This is a genomic window from Citricoccus parietis (assembly GCF_042433045.1).
In the GTDB taxonomy this organism is placed as follows: Bacteria; Actinomycetota; Actinomycetes; order Actinomycetales; family Micrococcaceae; genus Citricoccus; species Citricoccus parietis.
Genome location: NZ_JBHLWH010000046.1, coordinates 1 through 17,355 on the forward strand (window position 1 = coordinate 1; position 17,355 = coordinate 17,355).

A 17,355-nucleotide genomic window follows, 5' to 3' on the forward strand; every position below is an offset into this window, starting at 1 on the left:
CCTCGAACGACACGATCCTCGCAACTCCCTAAAAGATAGGGTGTTGCGAGGATCGCTAGAGCCCGCCGCTGGATGCGGGGGCTTCTCGCTGTGCAGGGGCTGGGTCAGCCTATGGCGCCGGCGAGGGCGAAGATCGCCCAGGCGATCACGAAGCCCATGACGCCGATAAGGGTCTCCAGCACGGTCCAGGTCTTCAGGGTGGTCTTGACGTCCATCCCGAAGAACCGGCCGACAAGCCAGAAGCCCGAGTCGTTGACGTGGGAGACCACCACCGAGCCGGCGCCCACGGCCAGAACCATGGCGGCCAGCTGGACGGCGTTGTAGTCCGCGGCGGCCACTCCGGCACTCACCAGGCCGGCCGCCGTCGTGAGGGCCACGGTGGCCGAGCCCTGAGCGATGCGCAGCACGGCCGCAATGATGAAGCCGGCGAGGATCAACGGCACGCCAAGGTCGGACAGGGAGCCCTCCAGGGCGTCACCGATACCGGAGGTGCGCAGCACGGAGCCGAACATGCCGCCGGCGCCGGTGACGAGGATGACGGAGCACACCGGGCCGAGGGCACCCTCGAGGGTCTTCTCCAGGACGGACTTGTCGGTGCCGCGGGCCCGGCCCAGGACGACCGTGGCCACCAGCAGCGTGATGAGCAGCGCCACGGGGGTCTCGCCCAGGACGCGCAGGACCTGGAACCAGGTGGAGTCGCCCGTGCCCTCGGGCAGCATGCCGCCGCGGTTGAGGGTGTCCAGGCCGGTGTTGAGGAAGATCAGGATCATCGGCAGCAGCAGAACCAGGACCACGGTCACGAACCGCGGCGGGTTCTCCTCCTGCTCCTCATCCGCCCGGCCGAGCAGGGAGGGCACCGGCAACTGCCAGCGCCGGCCGGCCCAGCGGCCGAAGAGGTAGCTGGTCAGGTACCAGGTGGGCAGGGCCACCAGCAGGCCGAGGAGCATCACCAGGCCGACGTTGGCCTCGAAGAACGTGGCCGCGGACACCGGTCCCGGGTGCGGGGGCAGGTAGATGTGCATGACGGAGAAGGCACCGGCCACCGGCAGCCCGTAGGACAGCACCGATCCGCCGAGGCGGCGCGCCACGGCGAAGACGACGGGCAGCATGACGACCAGGCCGGCGTCGAAGAAGATGGGGAAGCCGAACAGCAGGGAGGCGACGCCGAGGGCGAAGGGGGCCCGCTTCTCACCGAACCAGCCGATGAGGGTGTCCGCCAGGACCTTGGCTCCGCCGGACATCTCCACGAGCCGGCCGAGCATGGCTCCCAGGCCCACCAGCAGGGCGACGGTGGCCAGGGTGCTGCCGAAGCCCTCCGTAGCGGTGGAGACCACGAGGTTCGCCGGGATGCCCGCGGCGAAGGCGGTCAGGACACTGACGAGGACGAGCGCGGGGAACGCGTGCATCCGCAGGTACATGATGAGGAACAGCAACAGCACGATCGCCGCGGCGGCGATGCCGAGCAGTGGTCCGGCCCCCAGGGTAGGGGTCCATTCTTCGATGGTCATGGGTGGGCCTTCGGGTCGGAGCGCAGCCCGGCGGCCCGGTCAGGTCGGAGGCATCAGCGCATGGTGGTATGGCGCTTGCCGCCCTGGCTCCCGGTGGTCAACGGCCGGCGGCCTCAGAGGTCGGCGACGATGGTCAGCGCCTGTTCGACAAGCTCGTCCACACTACCGGAGTTGACCAGCACCGCTCCGTCCTCGTCCATCCCGAGTTCCTCGAGTGTCGCGAGCTGACTGGGCACCAGTGAGGCCGGCATGAAGTGGCCCAGCCGGTGTTCCATGCGGTCCGTGATGACCGCCGGATCGCAGGTGACGTGCAGGAAGAACACCCGGCCGGAGGCCTGGCGCAACAGGTCGCGGTAGGTGCGCTTGAGCGCCGAGCAGGTGGAGATCGTCCCGCCGGCGTTGGCCTCCAAGTCCATCCACGCGCGCATGGACTCCAGCCAGGGCCAGCGGTCCGCGTCCGTCAGGGGGGTGCCGGCGGACATCTTGGCGATGTTGGAGGCCGGGTGGAACTCGTCAGCCTCAGCGTAGGGCCAGCCCAGACGCGTCGCCAGCCGTTCGGCCAGGACGGTCTTGCCCGAGCCCGAGATGCCCATCAGGACCAGGTGGACAGGCTCCTGCACCGCCCTGGGTGTACCGGATGCCATCAGTGGGCGGTGTTGGTCCGGCGGCCGCCGAGGGAGCGGTCGTTGTCCCCGACCTTCTTCATCTCGGCGCGGAGCTCCTTGGGCAGCGAGAAGATGATGTCCTCCTCGGCCGTGACGACCTCCTCCACCGAGCCGTAGCCGTATTCGGCGAGCAACGTGAGCACCTCCTGCACCAGGACCTCCGGGACGGACGCACCTGAGGACAGGCCGACGGTGGCCACGCCCTCGAACCAGGACTCGTCCACCTGGTTGGCGAAGTCCACGCGCTCAGCACGCTGTGCCCCGTACTCCACGGCGACCTCCTTGAGGCGCACGGAGTTCGAGGAGTTCGCGGAGCCGACCACGATCACGAGATCGCAGGACGGGGAGATCTTCTTGATGGCAGCCTGGCGGTTGGAGGTGGCGTAGCAGATGTCATCCGAGGGCGGATCCTGCAGATTCGGGAACCGCTCACGCAGGATGGAGACGATCTCCAGGGTCTCGTCCACGCTCAGGGTCGTCTGGGACAGCCAGATGAGGTTGTCCGGGTCCTCCACCTCAACGGTCCGGGCCTCCTCCGGGTTGTTGATGATGGTGGTGTGCTCGGGAGCCTCACCGTAGGTGCCCTCGACCTCTTCGTGGCCCTCGTGGCCGATCAACAGGATGCTGCGGTTCTGCTTGGCGAACCGGACGGCCTCGCGGTGCACCTTGGTGACCAGCGGGCAGGTGGCGTCGATGGTCTGGAGGTTGCGCTCAGCGGCCTCGTTGACGACGGCCGGGGACACCCCGTGGGCGGAGAACACGGTCAGCGCGCCCTCCGGCACCTCGTCCAGCTCCTCCACGAAGACCACGCCCTGCTGCTCGAGGGTGTCCACCACGTGCCGGTTGTGGACGATCTCCTTGCGCACGTAGACGGGCGCCCCGTGGTGCTCGAGGGCCTTCTCCACGGCGATGACGGCGCGGTCCACGCCGGCGCAATAGCCGCGCGGCGCGGCCAGCATGACCTTCTTCTCCCCGCTCACGACGGCGGCGGCCTCCACATCCTCGCGGGTGCGGCGGGCACGGGGCACCTGGGGCATCCCGATGGCGACCGGCGAACCGGCGGCGTTGGGGACGGGGGTGGTGGGGGTGGCAGCGGCTGCTGAGGGAGCGGCTGCTGAGAGAACGGCGGACATATGTTCCAGTCTACCGGCGTACCCGGCACGGGCCACCCGCGGGTGAGGCACGCCTCAATGCCCGGCACGGCCCCGGGAACGCAAGCCGGAGGCCAGGCCCACGAGCAGGCCGAGGGCGGCGACCACCCCACCCCCGATGATCAGTATCAGGGTGTCCGGCATCGCGTAGTCACGGATCCCCTCCAGCAGCGAGTCCGCGGCAACCCGGGCGATGCCCTCCAGGCCTGCGTCGGGCTCCATCCGCCCCAGCGCCCACCGGCTGACTCCCCCCGCAGCCAGGGCCGTGAGGCCGGCGACGAACAGCGGGGTGCCCTTCCGGCGGCGCGGTGCCGCCCACAGCGCCAGCAGAGCCACCACGACGGCTGTACCGGCCAGCCAGGGCCAGCGGTACAGGTTCTCCACGATCAGCACGACTGCGTCCGTGGGCACCGCGTCCGGATCCGGGACGGCGAGGTCCACGGACAGCACCGACTCCCCCGCCTCCTCATTCCCGGCCCCTGGGCCGGCGGCCAGGCCATCACGCAGCGTCTCCGCCACCGCCTCGCCGCCCGGCACCCCGGAGAGGGCCTCGGCCAGCCGGTCCAGACCGAGGTCCACGAGCGGCGCCGCCTGCAGGTGCACGGTGCCGGACACAGCTACCTCCGCACCGCCGCCGTCCACCGCACCGCCAGCACCCGGGGTGCTGGCCGGCGTCGTGCCCCCGGTGGCGAGGCGGTCGATGCGGGCGACCCAGTCCAGTCGGGTCTCCTCCAGGACCGCGGACCAGGCCGCTGGGAAGCGGTCGTCTTCGACCAGTCCGCTGGCGACTCCCTCCACGAGCCGGGAGGCGGCGGACTGGGCGAATCCGGGCATCTCCTCCGGCAACTGGTCCTCGACGAGCGAGCTGATCTCCCCGGGCAGAGCCTCCTGCAGCTGTGGGTCCTCGGACATCGGGGCGGCGATCTGCTGCAGAGGCCCCGGGGTAGAGACCAAAGCCTCGGCCCGGGCCCCCACGAGGGACAGGGACGCGAGTAGGCCGGCGAGCACGGCCAGCAGGATGGACAGTACCGTGCGCATGATGGCTCCGTTCGCTCAGGTGGATGTAGCCAGGGTGGCACAGGTCGGTCGTATCCCGTCCTAGCCTAGAGAGAGAATGGCATGACGACCCTGCCACCGAGGAGACACAGTACGCATGGACGACCAGCCGCCACCGGCACCCCTGCCGGCCACCGCCTCCGGGACCGCGCCGGATGCCCCGTGGCCGCTGCGGGTCCTCTCGGAGAATCTCAAGAAGTACTTCGAGCGTGCTCCGGAAGCCTGGATCGAGGGACAGCTGATCGAGTTCAAGGTGATCCGCGGCAATGCCTGGATGACCCTCCGTGACCTGGACGAGGACTACTCGCTGCCGGTGACCGCCTGGCGGAACGTGGCCTCCACCCTGGAGGGCGCGGTCGAGCAGGGATCCCGCGTGGTGGCCTGCGTCAAGCCCAGCTTCTACACGAAGACCGGACGGCTGAACATGATCGCCTCCGCCATGCGGCCGGTCGGCATCGGGGACCTGCTGGCCCGGGTGGAGAAGCTCCGCCGCACCCTGGAGGCCGAGGGCCTGACCTCGGCGGCCCGCAAACGGCCGCTGCCCGTACTGCCGCATCTAATCGGCCTGGTCACGGGCAAGAACTCGGACGCCCTGAAGGACGTCATGCGCAACGCCCACCTGCGCTGGCCCGAGGCCCGCTTCGAAATCCGCGAGGTGGCCGTGCAGGGGGCGAACGCGCCGCGGGAGGTGATGGCCGCCGTCGCCGAGCTGGACGCCCACCCGGAGGTGGACGTGATCATCATCGCGCGCGGTGGGGGCGCGCTCGAGGAGGTCGTGCTGCCGTTCTCGGACGAAGCGCTCGTCCGCGCCGTGGCCGCCACGCACACCCCGGTGGTCTCCGCCATCGGGCACGAGGCCGACCGCCCCGTACTGGATGACGTGGCCGATGTGCGGGCCTCCACCCCCACGGACGCCGCCAAGCGGGTGGTCCCGGACGCCACGCTCGAGCGTGAGGCGATCTCCGCGGCCCGGATGCGCCTGGCCTCCGGTGTGGAACGCCTGGTGCTGCAGGAGGCCCAGTCCCTGCAGGCCCTGCGCACCCGGCCCGTGATGGCCCAACCGGAACGCCTGGTGGACGAACGCGCACAGGACCTGGAGCGGTGGCGGGGGCGGGCCCGCACCTCGCTCTCCGGCCGGCTGGACCGGGAGCACGACGCCGTAGGGCACCTGCGCGCGAGGGTCCGGTCACTGTCCCCCCAGAAGACCCTGGACCGCGGCTATGCGGTCGTCCAGCACGAGGGCGAGGTGATCCGTCACGCTGGCCGGGTCGCCGCCGGGGACCGGCTGGACATCCTGGTGGCCGCCGGCCGGATCGGTGCCACCGTCACGGACATCACCGATACTGCCGATACTGCCGACCACACCGAGATCACCGCAACCACGACCGCCGAGGAGACCGCATGAGCGACGCGACCGAGAACACCGACCCCACTATTTCGGGTCCGGAGGGAGCCGCCGTGGAGGGGTTCTCCGCGGCGGACACCTCGGACATCGCCACCCTCAGCTATGAACAGGCCCGGTCCGAACTCGTCGAGACGGTGACCCGGCTGGAGACCGGCGGGGCCGGCCTGGAGGAGTCCCTGGCCCTCTGGGAGCGCGGCGAAGCCCTCGCGGACCGCTGCGAGGAGTGGTTGAACGGGGCCCGGGCGAAGCTCGACGAGGTCCGGGCCAAGACGGCCGACTGAGCCGCTTGCCCCGGCCGATTCAGGCAGTCTGGCCGGCGTGCTTGCCCTCGGCAAACTCCTCCACCATCTTGGCGTTGAAGGCGTCCAGGTCACCCGGGTTGCGGCTGGTGGTCAGGCCCTGGTCCACCACCACCTGCTCGTCCACCCAGGTGGCGCCGGCGTTCTTCAGGTCCTCGGACAACGAGTGGTAGCTGGTGAGCTTGCGCCCCTGGACCACACCGGCATTGATGAGGGTCCACGGTGCGTGGCAGATGGCCGCCACCGGCTTGTGCTGGTCGAAGAAGCCGCGGACGAAGCCCTGGACACTGGCGTCCACGCGGAGTGCGTCCGCGTTGAGGGTGCCGCCGGGCATGACCAGGCCGTCGAAATCCGAGGCCGAGACGGAACCGGCCGCGTGATCGACGGTGAAGGTGTCCCCGTGCTCCCAGTCACCGTTCATGGCGGTGATGGTGCCGGACTCGATGGAGACGAGCCGGGGCTGTCCCCCGGCGGCGATGACGGCCTCCCACGGCGAGGTGAGTTCGACCTGCTCCACCCCACGGGTGGCGAGGAAGGCGATGGACTTTCCCTGAAGCTGCTGAGTAGTCATGCCCCACCCTAAGCACGTTCCCCCGGGGCCAGGGCAAGCCCTGTTCGCCGACGGCGGGGACGTATCCCCTTCATTGACCCCGTGGTATCCCGGAGCTAACCTCTGCAAGGTTAGAGACGAAAACGTCATGAGCATCACTGAAGGCAACGCAACCGCCGGGTGACCAGCCACCTCTGGTCGACGGCGACCCGGAGAGGGACCGCACCGACATGCCCAACATCCTTGATCGAGAGGCCATAGTCGCCCCTCGACAATTCAATCGCTGGCTGATCCCGGCCGCCGCACTGGCGATTCACCTGTGCATCGGCCAGGTCTATGCCTTCAGTGTCTTCAAGATCCCGATGATGGGTCATTTCGAGGCCGGTGACGTGGCGGTCGGCTGGATCTTCTCCGTGGCCATCGCCATGCTCGGCCTGTCCGCCGCCTTCGGGGGTACGTGGGTCGAGCGTTCCGGGCCACGCAAGTCGATGGTCGTGGCCGGCAGCTTCTGGGTGGTCGGCTTCTTCGTCGCCACCCTGGGCATCGCCACCGGTCAGCTCTGGCTCGTCTACCTCGGCTACGGCGTGATCGGCGGCATCGGCCTCGGCATCGGATACATCTCCCCCGTGTCCACGCTGATGAAGTGGTTCCCGGACCGTCCCGGCCTGGCCACCGGCCTCGCGATCATGGGCTTCGGCGGCGGCGCGCTGATCGCCAGCCCGATGTCCAACAGCCTGATGGCTCTCTTCGGTGGCGGCAGCGAGCCGGAGCAGCTCCAGAGCGGTCTGATGCAGACCTTCCTCACCTTGGCCATCGTCTATGCCGTGGTCATCGCGCTCGGCGCCCTGGTGATCCGTGTTCCCCACCCGGACTGGAAGCCTGCGGGCTGGGATCCCTCCCAGGCCGCCGCCAAGCCGATGCAGACCACGGCGAACGTGTCTGCCAGTGCGTCCATCAAGACCCCGCAGTTCTGGCTGCTGTGGATCGTGCTGTTCTGCAACGTGACCGCCGGCATCGGCATCCTGGAGAACGCCGCCCCCATGATCCAGGGGTACTTCGACTGGATCACCCCGGCAGCCGCCGCCGGCTTCGTGGGCCTGCTGTCCATCGCCAACATGGCCGGCCGCTTCGTGTGGTCCACCACCTCGGACTACTGGGGCCGCAAGAACAACTACATGATGTACCTCGGCATCGGACTGGCCATGTACCTGATCATCGCCCTGATGGGCGGGGCCAACCTGGTGGTCTTCATCGTCGCCACCATGGTCATCATCTCCTTCTACGGCGGCGGGTTCTCCACGGTCCCGGCGTACCTGAAGGACATGTTCGGCGTCTACCAGGTCGGCGCCATCCACGGCCGCCTGCTGACCGCCTGGTCCGCGGCAGGTATCGCCGGACCACTGATCGTCAACAGCCTGATCGAATCCCAGGCTGCGGCTGGCAAGACCGGTGCCGACCTCTACACGGTCTCGCTGTTCATCATGGTCGGCCTGCTGGCCGTCGGTTTCATCGCCAACCTGCTGGTCCGTCCAGTGGCCCAGAAGCACCACATCTCCGAGGACCAGATCCGCGAGAAGGAGCACGCCAAGTGAGCACCAGCAACGAGAACACCCCGGACAGCCGAGCCCACGCCGAGGCGGCGGCCGGCGGCACCTACCGCGCCGTGGCCGTCTTCCTCGCCGTGATCGTCGTCGCCGCCCTGGCGTACGGCCTGGTCCAGACGGCGATCAAGGCCTCGGCGCTCTTCACCGGCTGAGGCCGAACACCACCGAGCGCCAACGACCATCGACGAACGGACCGGGGGCCGTGCACTGACACCAGTGCACGGCTCCCGGTCCGTCTGCATGCCGCAGCATCAGTTGGGTATCAACTGGGTATCAGCTGGCGGCGAGACGCTGCTGCTCCGCCGCCACGTCAAAATCCGCCGGCGGCCAGTCGAGCCCCATGCTCTCCAGCACCGTGATCATCAGCTCCTGGACGGCAATCCGGGAGTACCACTTGCGGTTGGCCGGGACGATGAACCAGGGAGCGTCATCGGTGTCCGTCTCAGCGATGGCGGCCCGGTACGCCTCCATGTACTCGTTCCAATAGGCGCGTTCGTCCACGTCCGAGGGGCTGTACTTCCAGAACTTGTCCGGGCGCTCCAGGCGTTCGGCCAGGCGTTCCTTCTGCTCGTCCTTGGACAGGTGCAGCATCACCTTGATGATGCGGGTACCACCAGCCACCAGTTCCTGCTCGAACGCACGGATGTCCGCGTAGCGTTGCTCAATCTCCTCCGTGGAGGCCAGGCCGTGGACCCGGTGGATCAGCACGTCCTCGTAGTGGGACCGGTCCCAGACGCCCACATAGCCGTCCTGCGGGACGTGCGGGCGGATGCGCCAGAGGAAGTGCTGTTGCTTCTCCTCCTCGGTGGGTGCCTTGAAGGCCGCGTCCTCCACGCCCTGGGGGTCCATGGCGCCGATCACGTGCCGCATGATCCCGCCCTTGCCGGCAGTGTCCATCGCCTGGACCACCAGCAGCAGGGAGCGGCCACGCCCGTGCTCGTCCGGGGTGCCGGCCACGCCGTTGGCGTAGAGCAGTTCCTGGAGTTCGGTCAGCCGTTCGGCACGGGCCTGGAGGGTGGCTTCCCCCTCGGCCTTGCCGCCGAGATAACCCGGCTTGGTGTCCGGATCCACGTCGAGCGGCCCCCGGGGCGCCCCCGGTGCCCCGGGTGTCTCCTCCGTGGTGCGGGCCCGCAGCGCACGCCACGGGTCCAGATTGAACTCCATCACGTGCCGTTTAGCGCTCACGGTAGTCCTCCAGGAAATCGGCGATGCGGCCGATGCCCTCCTCCAGGTCCCGCACGTTCGGCAGCGTGACGAGGCGGAAGTGGTCGGTGTCCGGCCAGTTGAAGGCGCGGCCGTGGGAGACCAGGATCTTCTGGGCCCGCAGCAGCTCGATGACGAACTCCTCGTCGTCCTCGATCCGGTAGACCTCCGGGTCCAGTCGCGGGAACAGGTACAGGGCGCCTTGGGCCGGCTGCACGCTCACCCCGGGGATCTCGGAGAGCAGCTTCTGCGCCAGGTTGCGCTGTTCCAGTAGCCGACCGCCCGGCAGGATGAGGTCGTTGACGGACTGGTAACCGCCCAGGGCGGTCTGGATGGCGTGCTGGGCCGGGACGTTGGCGCACATTCGCATGTTGGCCAGCAGCGTCAGGCCCTCGAGGAAGTCCGTGGCCCGGTGCTTGGGCCCGGAGATGGCCACCCAGCCGGAGCGGAACCCGGCCACCCGGTAGGCCTTGGACAGCCCCGAGAAGGTCAACGTCACCACGTCATCGGACAGTCCGGCCACGTTGATGTGGCGGGCGCCGTCGTACAGGATCTTCTCGTAGATCTCGTCACTCATCAGCACCAGGTTGTGCCGGCGGGCGATGTCCACGATCCCGTTGAGCACCTGGCGGGAGTAGACCGCCCCCGTGGGGTTGTTCGGGTTGATGATGACGATGGCCTTCGTCCGGTCCGTCACCTTGGACTCGATGTCCTCGAGGTCCGGGGACCAGCCCTCCTCCTCCACACACCGGTAGTGCACCGCGGTGCCGCCCGAGAGCGTGGTGGCACCGGTCCACAGCGGGTAGTCCGGGGCGGGGATGAGCACCTCGTCGCCGTCGTCCACGAGCGCCTGCAACACCATCGAGATCAACTCGGAGACGCCGTTGCCGATGAAGACGTCCTCCACGTCGATGCCCATGATCCCGCGGGACTGGTAGTACTGGCTGACCGCGGTCCGGGCCGAGTAGATGCCCCGGGAGTCGGAGTAGCCCTGGGCGTGGGGCAGGTGGGAGACCATGTCCTTGAGGATGGCGTCCGGGGCCTCGAAGCCGAACGGGGCGGGGTTGCCGATGTTCAGCTTCATGATGCGGTGGCCGGCCGCCTCCATGCGCTGGGCCTCTTCCAGGATCGGTCCGCGCACGTCATAGCGCACGTTGAGGAGCTTCGAAGACTGCTTGATCTGACCGGTCCGTGTCTTTGCCATGGGCCCCATCCTAGAACCGCGGGCCGCCGGATCGCGGGAGTGACGGCGGGATACTGCGGGTCCTCCCGCGACTGCCGGCGGACAGCCGGTCAGAACCAGTTCTCGGGAGTCTCCTCGAGTCCGGCGGACACGAGCCAGTACTGGGCGGCCTCCTCGCTCGGGAGGCGGTCCGGTCCGGTGGCGAGCCGCTGGAGTTCGGCCAGCATCTCACCGTCGAGTTTCCCAGCGACCTCGTTCACCGCGTCCGACGCGCCCCCGGGCAGGACGTCCGGCTCGGCCACCATGAGCATGCGCCCCTCCGGAAGCACCCGGCCTGCGTCCCCGAGGGGTTCAAGGGCGTGGTCGGGGATCGCCGGGTCGGTCCCGTACAGCAGGGCGACGTCGGCCCGTCCGGTCACCAGGTCCACGGCCGCGCCAGCGTCCCCCGCCTCGATCCACTCGGCCGGTTCGCAGCCGGCCAGCACGTCCAGCCGTTCGCCGTGCACGGCCGCTGCGGAGGCCGGGGCGAACACCATCCGGTCGCACAGGCCGTTGAGGTCGGTGAGGTCCTCCATCTCGTACAGCCCGGACAGCGCCGTGGTGGTGACCGCCTGCAGACGCATGGTGCCCGAGGACGCTCCGATCACCTCGGTGTCCTCGGGGAAGTACTCGGAGACCATGGCGGTGGTGCCTTGGGCATCTGCTGCGGGCCGCCCCTCGGGCAGGGGCGTGGGTGAGCCCGTGGCGGTCGGATGGCCGGTCGGCGAGGCCGGGGCCGGGTCCGACGGCGACGCGCTGGGTGACGCCGTCGCGCTCGCTGTCGCGCTCACAGCGGAGCTCGGGCCGGCCGCGGACGGGGATCCGGAGCCGGACGCCGAGGGCGACTGGGACGGCGTCGGGACCTCCCCGGCGAGCAGGTCCGGAACGAGGTGTGTGGCCATGGCGAGGGTGTCCACCACGGCGACCTGCTGTTCCCCGGCCGCGCCCCAGGGTTCGGCGGACGGTTCTCCCACGGCGGCGGGGATGCCCTTGTTCTCGAGGTGGCGCACCAGCACCACGGCCAGCAGCTGTTCCTCCGGACGGGGCCCCGTGATGACGGAGACGGGCGCCTGGGTCGGGGATGCCGTGGCCGCAGGGGTGCCCTCCGCCGTCGGGTCGTCATGGCCCGGGGCGGGCGTGCAGCCGGCCAGGGCGCCGGCCGCCAGCGCGGTGGCCGCGATCAGGCTGCCGGCACGCTGGGTGACCGAGCGGAGAGGCGAGCGGAGGGGCGAGCGGGACAGTCTCGCCTGGGAGCCGGCCTGCTCTGCCCTCATCGGCTGGCCCCGGCGAGCTCGAGGGCACGCTGGACGGTCGGCGAGGTGCGGTGGCGGTGCAGCTCCGCGAGGGGGATCCAGGCGGCGTCGATGGAGGAGCCGTCCACCTCTGGACGCAGTTCACCGGAGACGACGGCAGCCCGGTACAGGACCTGGACGGTCAGCAGGGGGCGTCCCGGGTGGGAGATGCGGTGGCCGCCTTCGATGGTGCGGCTGGTGACGCCGAGCAGCTCACCCAGCTCGGCCTGGTAGCCGGTTTCCTCCATGATCTCCCGCACGCAGGCCTCGTGGGGCTGCTCCCCCAATTCCACCTGGCCGCCGGGCAACGTCCAGATGTTCTCGGTGGGCCCCGCCCAGAGGCTCAGCAGCAGTGCACGGTCACGGATGACGACGCCGTAGGCGCCGACCCGGCTGTCGAAATCCATGCTCACCAGTCTAGATGTTGGGGACGGGCGCGTCTGGAATACTGGATGGGTTGCAGACCACACAGGAACGACATGGGATCACGAAGGGCTGGGATGACCGAGCACGACGGCGCTGAGCCGACGCCGGAACTGCCGGAGGACCTCACGGCCCGCCTGAACGCGGTCCTGGCCCGCCGTTCGCTGACGGGAGGACCCCAGGGCGAGCCGGACACGGCCCGCGGCTGGTTGGACGTCTCCTACGAGGCCGCCTACGCCGAGGACCTGGCCCGTGCCTCCCGTGCCGCTGAGACCGGCCTGACGGCCCCCGGCGGCCACGATCCGGTCAACCGCGCCAGCCTGTACCGGGCCCTGGCCTCCGTGGCCGCGCTGACCGGCGACCACGCCGCCGCCACCCGTCACATCGCCGACCGCGCCCAGGTCCTGGCCGAGGCCGGCTACCCCCACCAGGCCCGGCTGGAGGCCGAGCTCGGCACCATGTTGCTCCGTGAGCCCGAATCGTTCGAGGCCACCGTGCTGGAGGGCGTGCTGGAGGACGAGCGGACCCGGTCCGCCCACTCCGTGGACACCGTGCTGCCGGACGTGCTGGTGGCTCTGGCGGTCCGGCACGTCGAGGACGGCCGGTTCGATCCCGCCGTCGACCTGCTGGAGGAGTGCCTCGAGATCCTCGACGCCCGGGTGGCCGCCGGCGTACCGGTGCCCGCTGAGTCGTTGGCGTCCACGCGGATGTTCCTGGCCCACGTCCACCTGATGGGCCACGAGCCGGAGAGGTCTGCCGAGGTTGCCGACGAGGTCCTCGCCGGCCAGGCCAACCGCGCCGTGCGGGCCGCCATGTGGATGCTCAAGGCCGTCGTCGCCCATGAGCTGGGGGATTCCGCCGCTGCCATCCTCGATGCCCTGCGCTCGGTCGAGCTGCACGCCGCCGCAGGAGTGCGCAAGGGTGCCGCCTCGGCCGCGGCCCTGCTGGCCGGCATGGCGGACGACGCCGGCGACCAGCAGGCCTCCATCCTCGCCTGGAAGGTGGCCGTGGCCCAGGCCGAGCAGGGGGAGGTCCCGGAGGCCTCGGACCTGACGCTCGCCCTCGGGCACCAGTTGCTGGAGGCCGAGGAGCATGCCCTCGCCGAACGCGTGCTGGCCGGTCTGGTGCGCCGCGAGGAGGCCGCCCGGCGGCTGCCCGGCCTTGCCCGCGCGTTGGTGGACCTGGGCCATGCGGCCCGTCACCAGAACCGGCCCGCAGAGGCCCTGGAGCACTGGGGCCGGGCCTCCACCCTGTTCGAACAGGCCGGTGCCACCGATGAGGCGGCCCGCATGTATCTCGCCTCCGGTGCCCTGCTGAACCGGCAGGAGAAACCGGAGGAGGCCGCCGAGCGGTTCTCCCGTGCCGTGGAACTGGCCCGCCAGGACGAGGGATCCGAGGACAACGATCCTGCGGTCCTTCCCCAGGCCCTGCATGCGCTCGGGCACGTCCTGTGCGAGTTGGGCGAGGAGCGCGGGGTGGCCCTGCTGGACGAGGCCATCGCCCTGGCCCAGGACTCCTCCGCGTCCTGGTACGAGGCCGACTTCACGGACACCCGTGCCCGCGGCCTGTGGGCCCTGCGCAAGGGCGCGGCCGCCGTGTCCTCCGCCCTCACGGCGGCTGACCTGTTCGCCGCCTCGGAGGATGCCATGGCCTCCTCCAACGCCGAGCTGTTCGCCGCCTACGTCCTGCTGGAGCAGGAACGTGCCGAGGAGGCGGCCTCCCTCTTCCGGATGATCACCGAGAAGGAGGACACCGCCAGGTACCTGAGGATGGCCGCCTGGCTCGGGCTGGCCCAGTCCCTGGACCTGTCCGGGGACGAGGAGGGCGCCACCAAGGCACGCCTCGAGGCCGATGCCGCCGCCAGCACGGAGGATCCCGACGACGGGACTGGAACTGGAACTGGAACTGGCCAGGCTGGCACGGCGGACAGCGGCCTGGACAACGATCCGGAGACCGACTGACCGGCACCGGTGGACTCGGCTGGCCTGACCTGGCCTCCCGTGCTCTTTCACCGGTTTCTCATGCGGACGGGGCTGTTTCTCATCTTGGACTCATGATCACGCGCGATCATGGAGGGCATGAAGAACGCCGGGAAGGGACTCAAGGCCACCGTCATCGTGATGGTGGCCGCAGTCATGGCAGCCCTGGGCATCGCCGTGGTCTCCGCTCAACCGAGGCCGGTCGACCTCGGCGCAATGATCGCCGTCAGTGATGCCCCGTCTGCGAGCGAGCGCAACGCGCCGTCCTCGGCTGGTGCCGCCTCCACTCCGCCCAGCACCGCGACTCCCTCCTCTTCGCCGTCCTCTCCACCGTCTCCGTCTTCGTCCGGCGGCTCGTCCGCGTCCGGCGCAGCCGCCGAGCCCCCGTCCTCTCGGGTCAAGATCTCCTCCAAGCCCGGTCCGTCGACCACCGCTCCAGCCCAGGAAGGGTCCGGTTCCGGGTCCTCCGGTGCCGGGTCCGGTGGATCCGGAACCGGTGGCTCTGGTTCGGGTGGTCCCCGCTCGGGCTCGGCTCCCGCCGTGCCGGCTCCCCAGCCGGTGCCGAACCCCGCACCCCAGCAGCCCACGGACGACGACGACGATGACGACTGGGAGGATGACGATGATGACGACGACTGATCGCCACCGCACTCCCGGAACGTGGCAATGACCGCTCCCCCGGGAACGCACCCAGCGTCGCCGGCCCGGGAGCAATCCCGGGCCGGCGGCCGTTTGCGGACCCTTTGGGCCCTGGTCACCGATTGGAGTGCCCTGCCCGTGCGCACCCGGGTGGTCGCCCTGCTGGTCCTCCTCACCGCCGTGGCGCTGCTGCTCTCCGGGGCGACGGCCTACGCCCTGCAGCGCAGCGGCATGGCCCAGCAGGTCGACGACTCCCTGACGCGCTCGGTCCAGGAATTCCGCATCCTGGCCCAGGAGGGCATCGATCCGGCCACCGGCGAGCCGTTCTCCGCCTCCGACCAGTTGGTGTTCACGGCCATGCAGCGCACCCTGCCGGCCGAACACGAGGGCATGCTCGGATTCCAGAACGGGGAAATCAGCTGGACGGCGTCCTCCGCCGTGGAGCTCCGTCTCGAGTCGGACCCCGAACTCGTGCGGTGGGCCGCGGACCAGCTCGGTTCTGACCAGGTGGCCATCCAGACGATCACCACCGCCCAGACCACCTACCGTGCCGTCGCCGTGCCCATCCACTTCGACAATGACTCGGCACCGTCACTGATGCTCCTCGCCTACGACTTCTCGGCCGAGCTCGGCGACCTGGACAGCACCTTCCTGACCTACGGCCTCGTCGGCTTCGGCGTCATGATCGTGGTCGGCGTGGCCGGGTGGCTCCTGGTGGGCCGGCTGCTCCATCCCCTGCGCATCCTGCAGTCCACGGCAGCGGAGATCTCCGGAACGGACCTTCGGCGCCGCGTCCCGGTCTCCGGCCAGGACGACGTGGCCGAGCTGGCCGAGACCTTCAACGAGATGCTGGACCGTCTCCAGGGCGCCTTCTCGTCCCAGCGGCAATTGCTGGACGACGTCGGGCACGAGTTGCGCACCCCCATCACCATCGTCCAGGGGCACCTGGAGTTGCAGGATGCCGAGGACGCGGCCGACGTCCGCGAGGTGCGGGAGATCGCCCTCGATGAACTGGACCGGATGCGGCTGCTGGTGGACGATCTCGTCACCCTGGCGAAGTCCGGCCGGCCGGACTTCGTGGATACCGAACCGACCGACGTCGGGACCCTCACCCGGGATGTGCTGGGCAAGGCCTCCCCGTTGGGACCCCGGATCTGGACCCTGGACCATGCGGCGGACGTGACCGTGTCCCTGGATGCCCAGCGCATCACGCAGGCCTGGCTGCAGCTGGCATCCAACGCGGTGAAGTACTCGGAGGAGGGTTCCAAGGTCTCCCTCGGCTCGCAGGCCCTGTCCGGCGCCCTGCGCCTGTGGGTGCGGGACCAGGGCATCGGCATCCGGCCCGAGGACCGGGAGGGCATCTTCGAGCGTTTCGGGCGGGGCTCCAACAGCACCCGGGCCGAGGGCTCCGGACTGGGGCTGAACATCGTCACGGCGATCGTCCAGGCCCACGGCGGCAGCGTGGACGTCCAGTCCGCGCCGGGCATCGGATCCACCTTCTACATCGACCTGCCGCTGGACGGTCCGGTGGACGGTCCTCTGGACGGCCATCTGGACGTCACCGAGCTTGATGGAACGGACGGCGGCCACCTCCGGCAGGTAGGTTCTCCAGTGAGCAAGACTTCCCACCCCAAGGACGGTGCGGCGTGAGCCAAATCCTGATGATCGAAGACGAGCCGCGGATCAGTTCGTTCGTGGCCAAGGGCCTCAAGGCCGAGGGACTGGCCACCACCGTGGCCGCCACCGGGCGCGAGGGACTCATCCTGGCCTTGACCGGCGGTTTCGAACTCGTCATCCTCGACCTCGGCCTGCCGGACATGGACGGCTTCACGGTGCTGGAGAAGATCCGGGCCCAGGACCCGGGCCTGCCGGTCATCATCCTGACGGCGCGGGCCTCCGGGGAGGACACCGTCACGGGGCTGACCTCCGGGGCTGACGACTACATGCCCAAACCGTTCCGCTTCGCCGAGCTGGTGGCCCGCGTGCGGTTGCGGCTGCGCTCCGAGGGCCACTCGTCCTCAGCCCCGGCAGACCCGGTGCTGCGCCATGCCGACCTCGAGCTGGACCCGATCCGCCATGTGGCGGCCATCGGCGGCGTTGAGGTGGACCTGTCCGCCCGTGAGTTCTCCCTGGCCGAGACCTTCCTGCGCCATCCCGGCCAGGCCCTGAGCCGCGAGCAGCTGCTGTCCCGGGTGTGGGGCTACGACTTCGACCCGGGATCCAACGTGGTCGACGTCTACGTGCGCTACCTGCGCAACAAGCTCGGCGTCACGCGGTTCACCACCGTTCGCGGCGTCGGCTACCGCCTGGTGGATGAGAAGGACTACCAGCCCGCTGGCGACTGAGGCGGATCTCAGGG

General features: G+C 69.8%; 17 protein-coding genes. 8 read left to right on the forward strand and 9 right to left on the reverse strand.

Annotated elements, in window-relative coordinates; all coding sequences use genetic code 11:
* Window positions 1–104: 104 nt before the first annotated feature.
* The 4 genes from ACFFIO_RS16000 to ACFFIO_RS16015 all read right to left on the reverse strand — a co-directional run bounded on the left by ACFFIO_RS16000 (window position 105) and on the right by ACFFIO_RS16015 (window position 4,362).
* Complete coding sequence (locus tag ACFFIO_RS16000; RefSeq protein ID WP_378043383.1) at window positions 105–1,508, reverse strand: GntP family permease; 1,404 nt, start codon at window positions 1,506–1,508, stop codon at window positions 105–107.
* Between the two features lie 113 nt (window positions 1,509–1,621).
* Window positions 1,622–2,152, reverse strand: a complete 531-nt coding sequence (locus tag ACFFIO_RS16005) for a gluconokinase (protein ID WP_378043385.1) — start codon at window positions 2,150–2,152, stop codon at window positions 1,622–1,624.
* Complete coding sequence (locus ACFFIO_RS16010; RefSeq protein WP_378043442.1) at window positions 2,152–3,210, reverse strand: 4-hydroxy-3-methylbut-2-enyl diphosphate reductase; 1,059 nt, start codon at window positions 3,208–3,210, stop codon at window positions 2,152–2,154. The genes ACFFIO_RS16005 and ACFFIO_RS16010 overlap by 1 nt, the downstream gene beginning before the upstream one ends.
* Before the next feature lie 150 nt (window positions 3,211–3,360).
* On the reverse strand, window positions 3,361–4,362 hold the full coding sequence (locus ACFFIO_RS16015) for a hypothetical protein (RefSeq protein ID WP_378043386.1): 1,002 nt from the start codon (window positions 4,360–4,362) through the stop codon (window positions 3,361–3,363).
* A 115-nt stretch (window positions 4,363–4,477) separates the two neighbouring features.
* On the opposite strand from ACFFIO_RS16015, the gene xseA reads away from it, so the two are divergent.
* Complete coding sequence (gene xseA / locus ACFFIO_RS16020) at window positions 4,478–5,785, forward strand: exodeoxyribonuclease VII large subunit (protein ID WP_378043387.1); 1,308 nt, start codon at window positions 4,478–4,480, stop codon at window positions 5,783–5,785.
* Window positions 5,782–6,066, forward strand: a complete 285-nt coding sequence (locus ACFFIO_RS16025; protein WP_378043389.1) for an exodeoxyribonuclease VII small subunit — start codon at window positions 5,782–5,784, stop codon at window positions 6,064–6,066. Before xseA ends, ACFFIO_RS16025 begins: the two co-directional genes overlap by 4 nt.
* A gap of 19 nt (window positions 6,067–6,085) precedes the next feature.
* Here ACFFIO_RS16025 and ACFFIO_RS16030 read toward each other — a convergent pair whose 3' ends face one another.
* Complete coding sequence (locus ACFFIO_RS16030; RefSeq protein ID WP_378043390.1) at window positions 6,086–6,655, reverse strand: type 1 glutamine amidotransferase domain-containing protein; 570 nt, start codon at window positions 6,653–6,655, stop codon at window positions 6,086–6,088.
* 209 nt (window positions 6,656–6,864) lie between these two features.
* Between ACFFIO_RS16030 and ACFFIO_RS16035 the strand changes: the two genes are divergently transcribed.
* Entirely contained in the window at window positions 6,865–8,226 is a 1,362-nt protein-coding gene (locus tag ACFFIO_RS16035) for an L-lactate MFS transporter (RefSeq protein WP_378043393.1), read from the forward strand.
* Window positions 8,223–8,390 (forward strand): MFS transporter small subunit, encoded by a 168-nt coding sequence (locus ACFFIO_RS16040; protein ID WP_378043394.1) that lies wholly within the window; start codon window positions 8,223–8,225, stop codon window positions 8,388–8,390. The genes ACFFIO_RS16035 and ACFFIO_RS16040 overlap by 4 nt, the downstream gene beginning before the upstream one ends.
* Window positions 8,391–8,511: 121 nt before the next feature.
* On the opposite strand, the gene ACFFIO_RS16045 is transcribed toward ACFFIO_RS16040, so the two are convergent.
* The 4 genes from ACFFIO_RS16045 to ACFFIO_RS16060 form a co-directional block, all read right to left on the reverse strand.
* A complete protein-coding gene (locus ACFFIO_RS16045; RefSeq protein ID WP_378043444.1) occupies window positions 8,512–9,402 on the reverse strand; it encodes a PPK2 family polyphosphate kinase in 891 nt (296 codons plus the stop codon).
* Window positions 9,403–9,412: 10 nt separating this feature from the next.
* Window positions 9,413–10,645 (reverse strand): pyridoxal phosphate-dependent aminotransferase, encoded by a 1,233-nt coding sequence (locus ACFFIO_RS16050; protein WP_378043396.1) that lies wholly within the window; start codon window positions 10,643–10,645, stop codon window positions 9,413–9,415.
* A gap of 89 nt (window positions 10,646–10,734) precedes the next feature.
* Complete coding sequence (locus ACFFIO_RS16055; RefSeq protein ID WP_378043398.1) at window positions 10,735–11,937, reverse strand: type 2 periplasmic-binding domain-containing protein; 1,203 nt, start codon at window positions 11,935–11,937, stop codon at window positions 10,735–10,737.
* The gene (locus tag ACFFIO_RS16060; protein WP_378043400.1) at window positions 11,934–12,362 is read right to left on the reverse strand and encodes an NUDIX hydrolase; all 429 of its coding nucleotides are present in this window, start codon (window positions 12,360–12,362) and stop codon (window positions 11,934–11,936) included. The genes ACFFIO_RS16055 and ACFFIO_RS16060 overlap by 4 nt, the downstream gene beginning before the upstream one ends.
* Window positions 12,363–12,455: 93 nt before the next feature.
* On the opposite strand from ACFFIO_RS16060, the gene ACFFIO_RS16065 reads away from it, so the two are divergent.
* The 4 genes from ACFFIO_RS16065 (at window position 12,456) to ACFFIO_RS16080 (ending at window position 17,341) form a co-directional block, all read left to right on the forward strand.
* Window positions 12,456–14,339 (forward strand): tetratricopeptide repeat protein, encoded by a 1,884-nt coding sequence (locus ACFFIO_RS16065; protein ID WP_378043402.1) that lies wholly within the window; start codon window positions 12,456–12,458, stop codon window positions 14,337–14,339.
* Window positions 14,340–14,456: 117 nt separating this feature from the next.
* A complete protein-coding gene (locus tag ACFFIO_RS16070; protein ID WP_378043404.1) occupies window positions 14,457–14,996 on the forward strand; it encodes a hypothetical protein in 540 nt (179 codons plus the stop codon).
* Window positions 14,997–15,134: 138 nt separating this feature from the next.
* A complete protein-coding gene (locus ACFFIO_RS16075) occupies window positions 15,135–16,646 on the forward strand; it encodes a sensor histidine kinase (RefSeq protein ID WP_378043405.1) in 1,512 nt (503 codons plus the stop codon).
* On the forward strand, window positions 16,643–17,341 hold the full coding sequence (locus tag ACFFIO_RS16080) for a response regulator transcription factor (protein ID WP_378043406.1): 699 nt from the start codon (window positions 16,643–16,645) through the stop codon (window positions 17,339–17,341). Before ACFFIO_RS16075 ends, ACFFIO_RS16080 begins: the two co-directional genes overlap by 4 nt.
* Window positions 17,342–17,355: the final 14 nt, after the last annotated feature.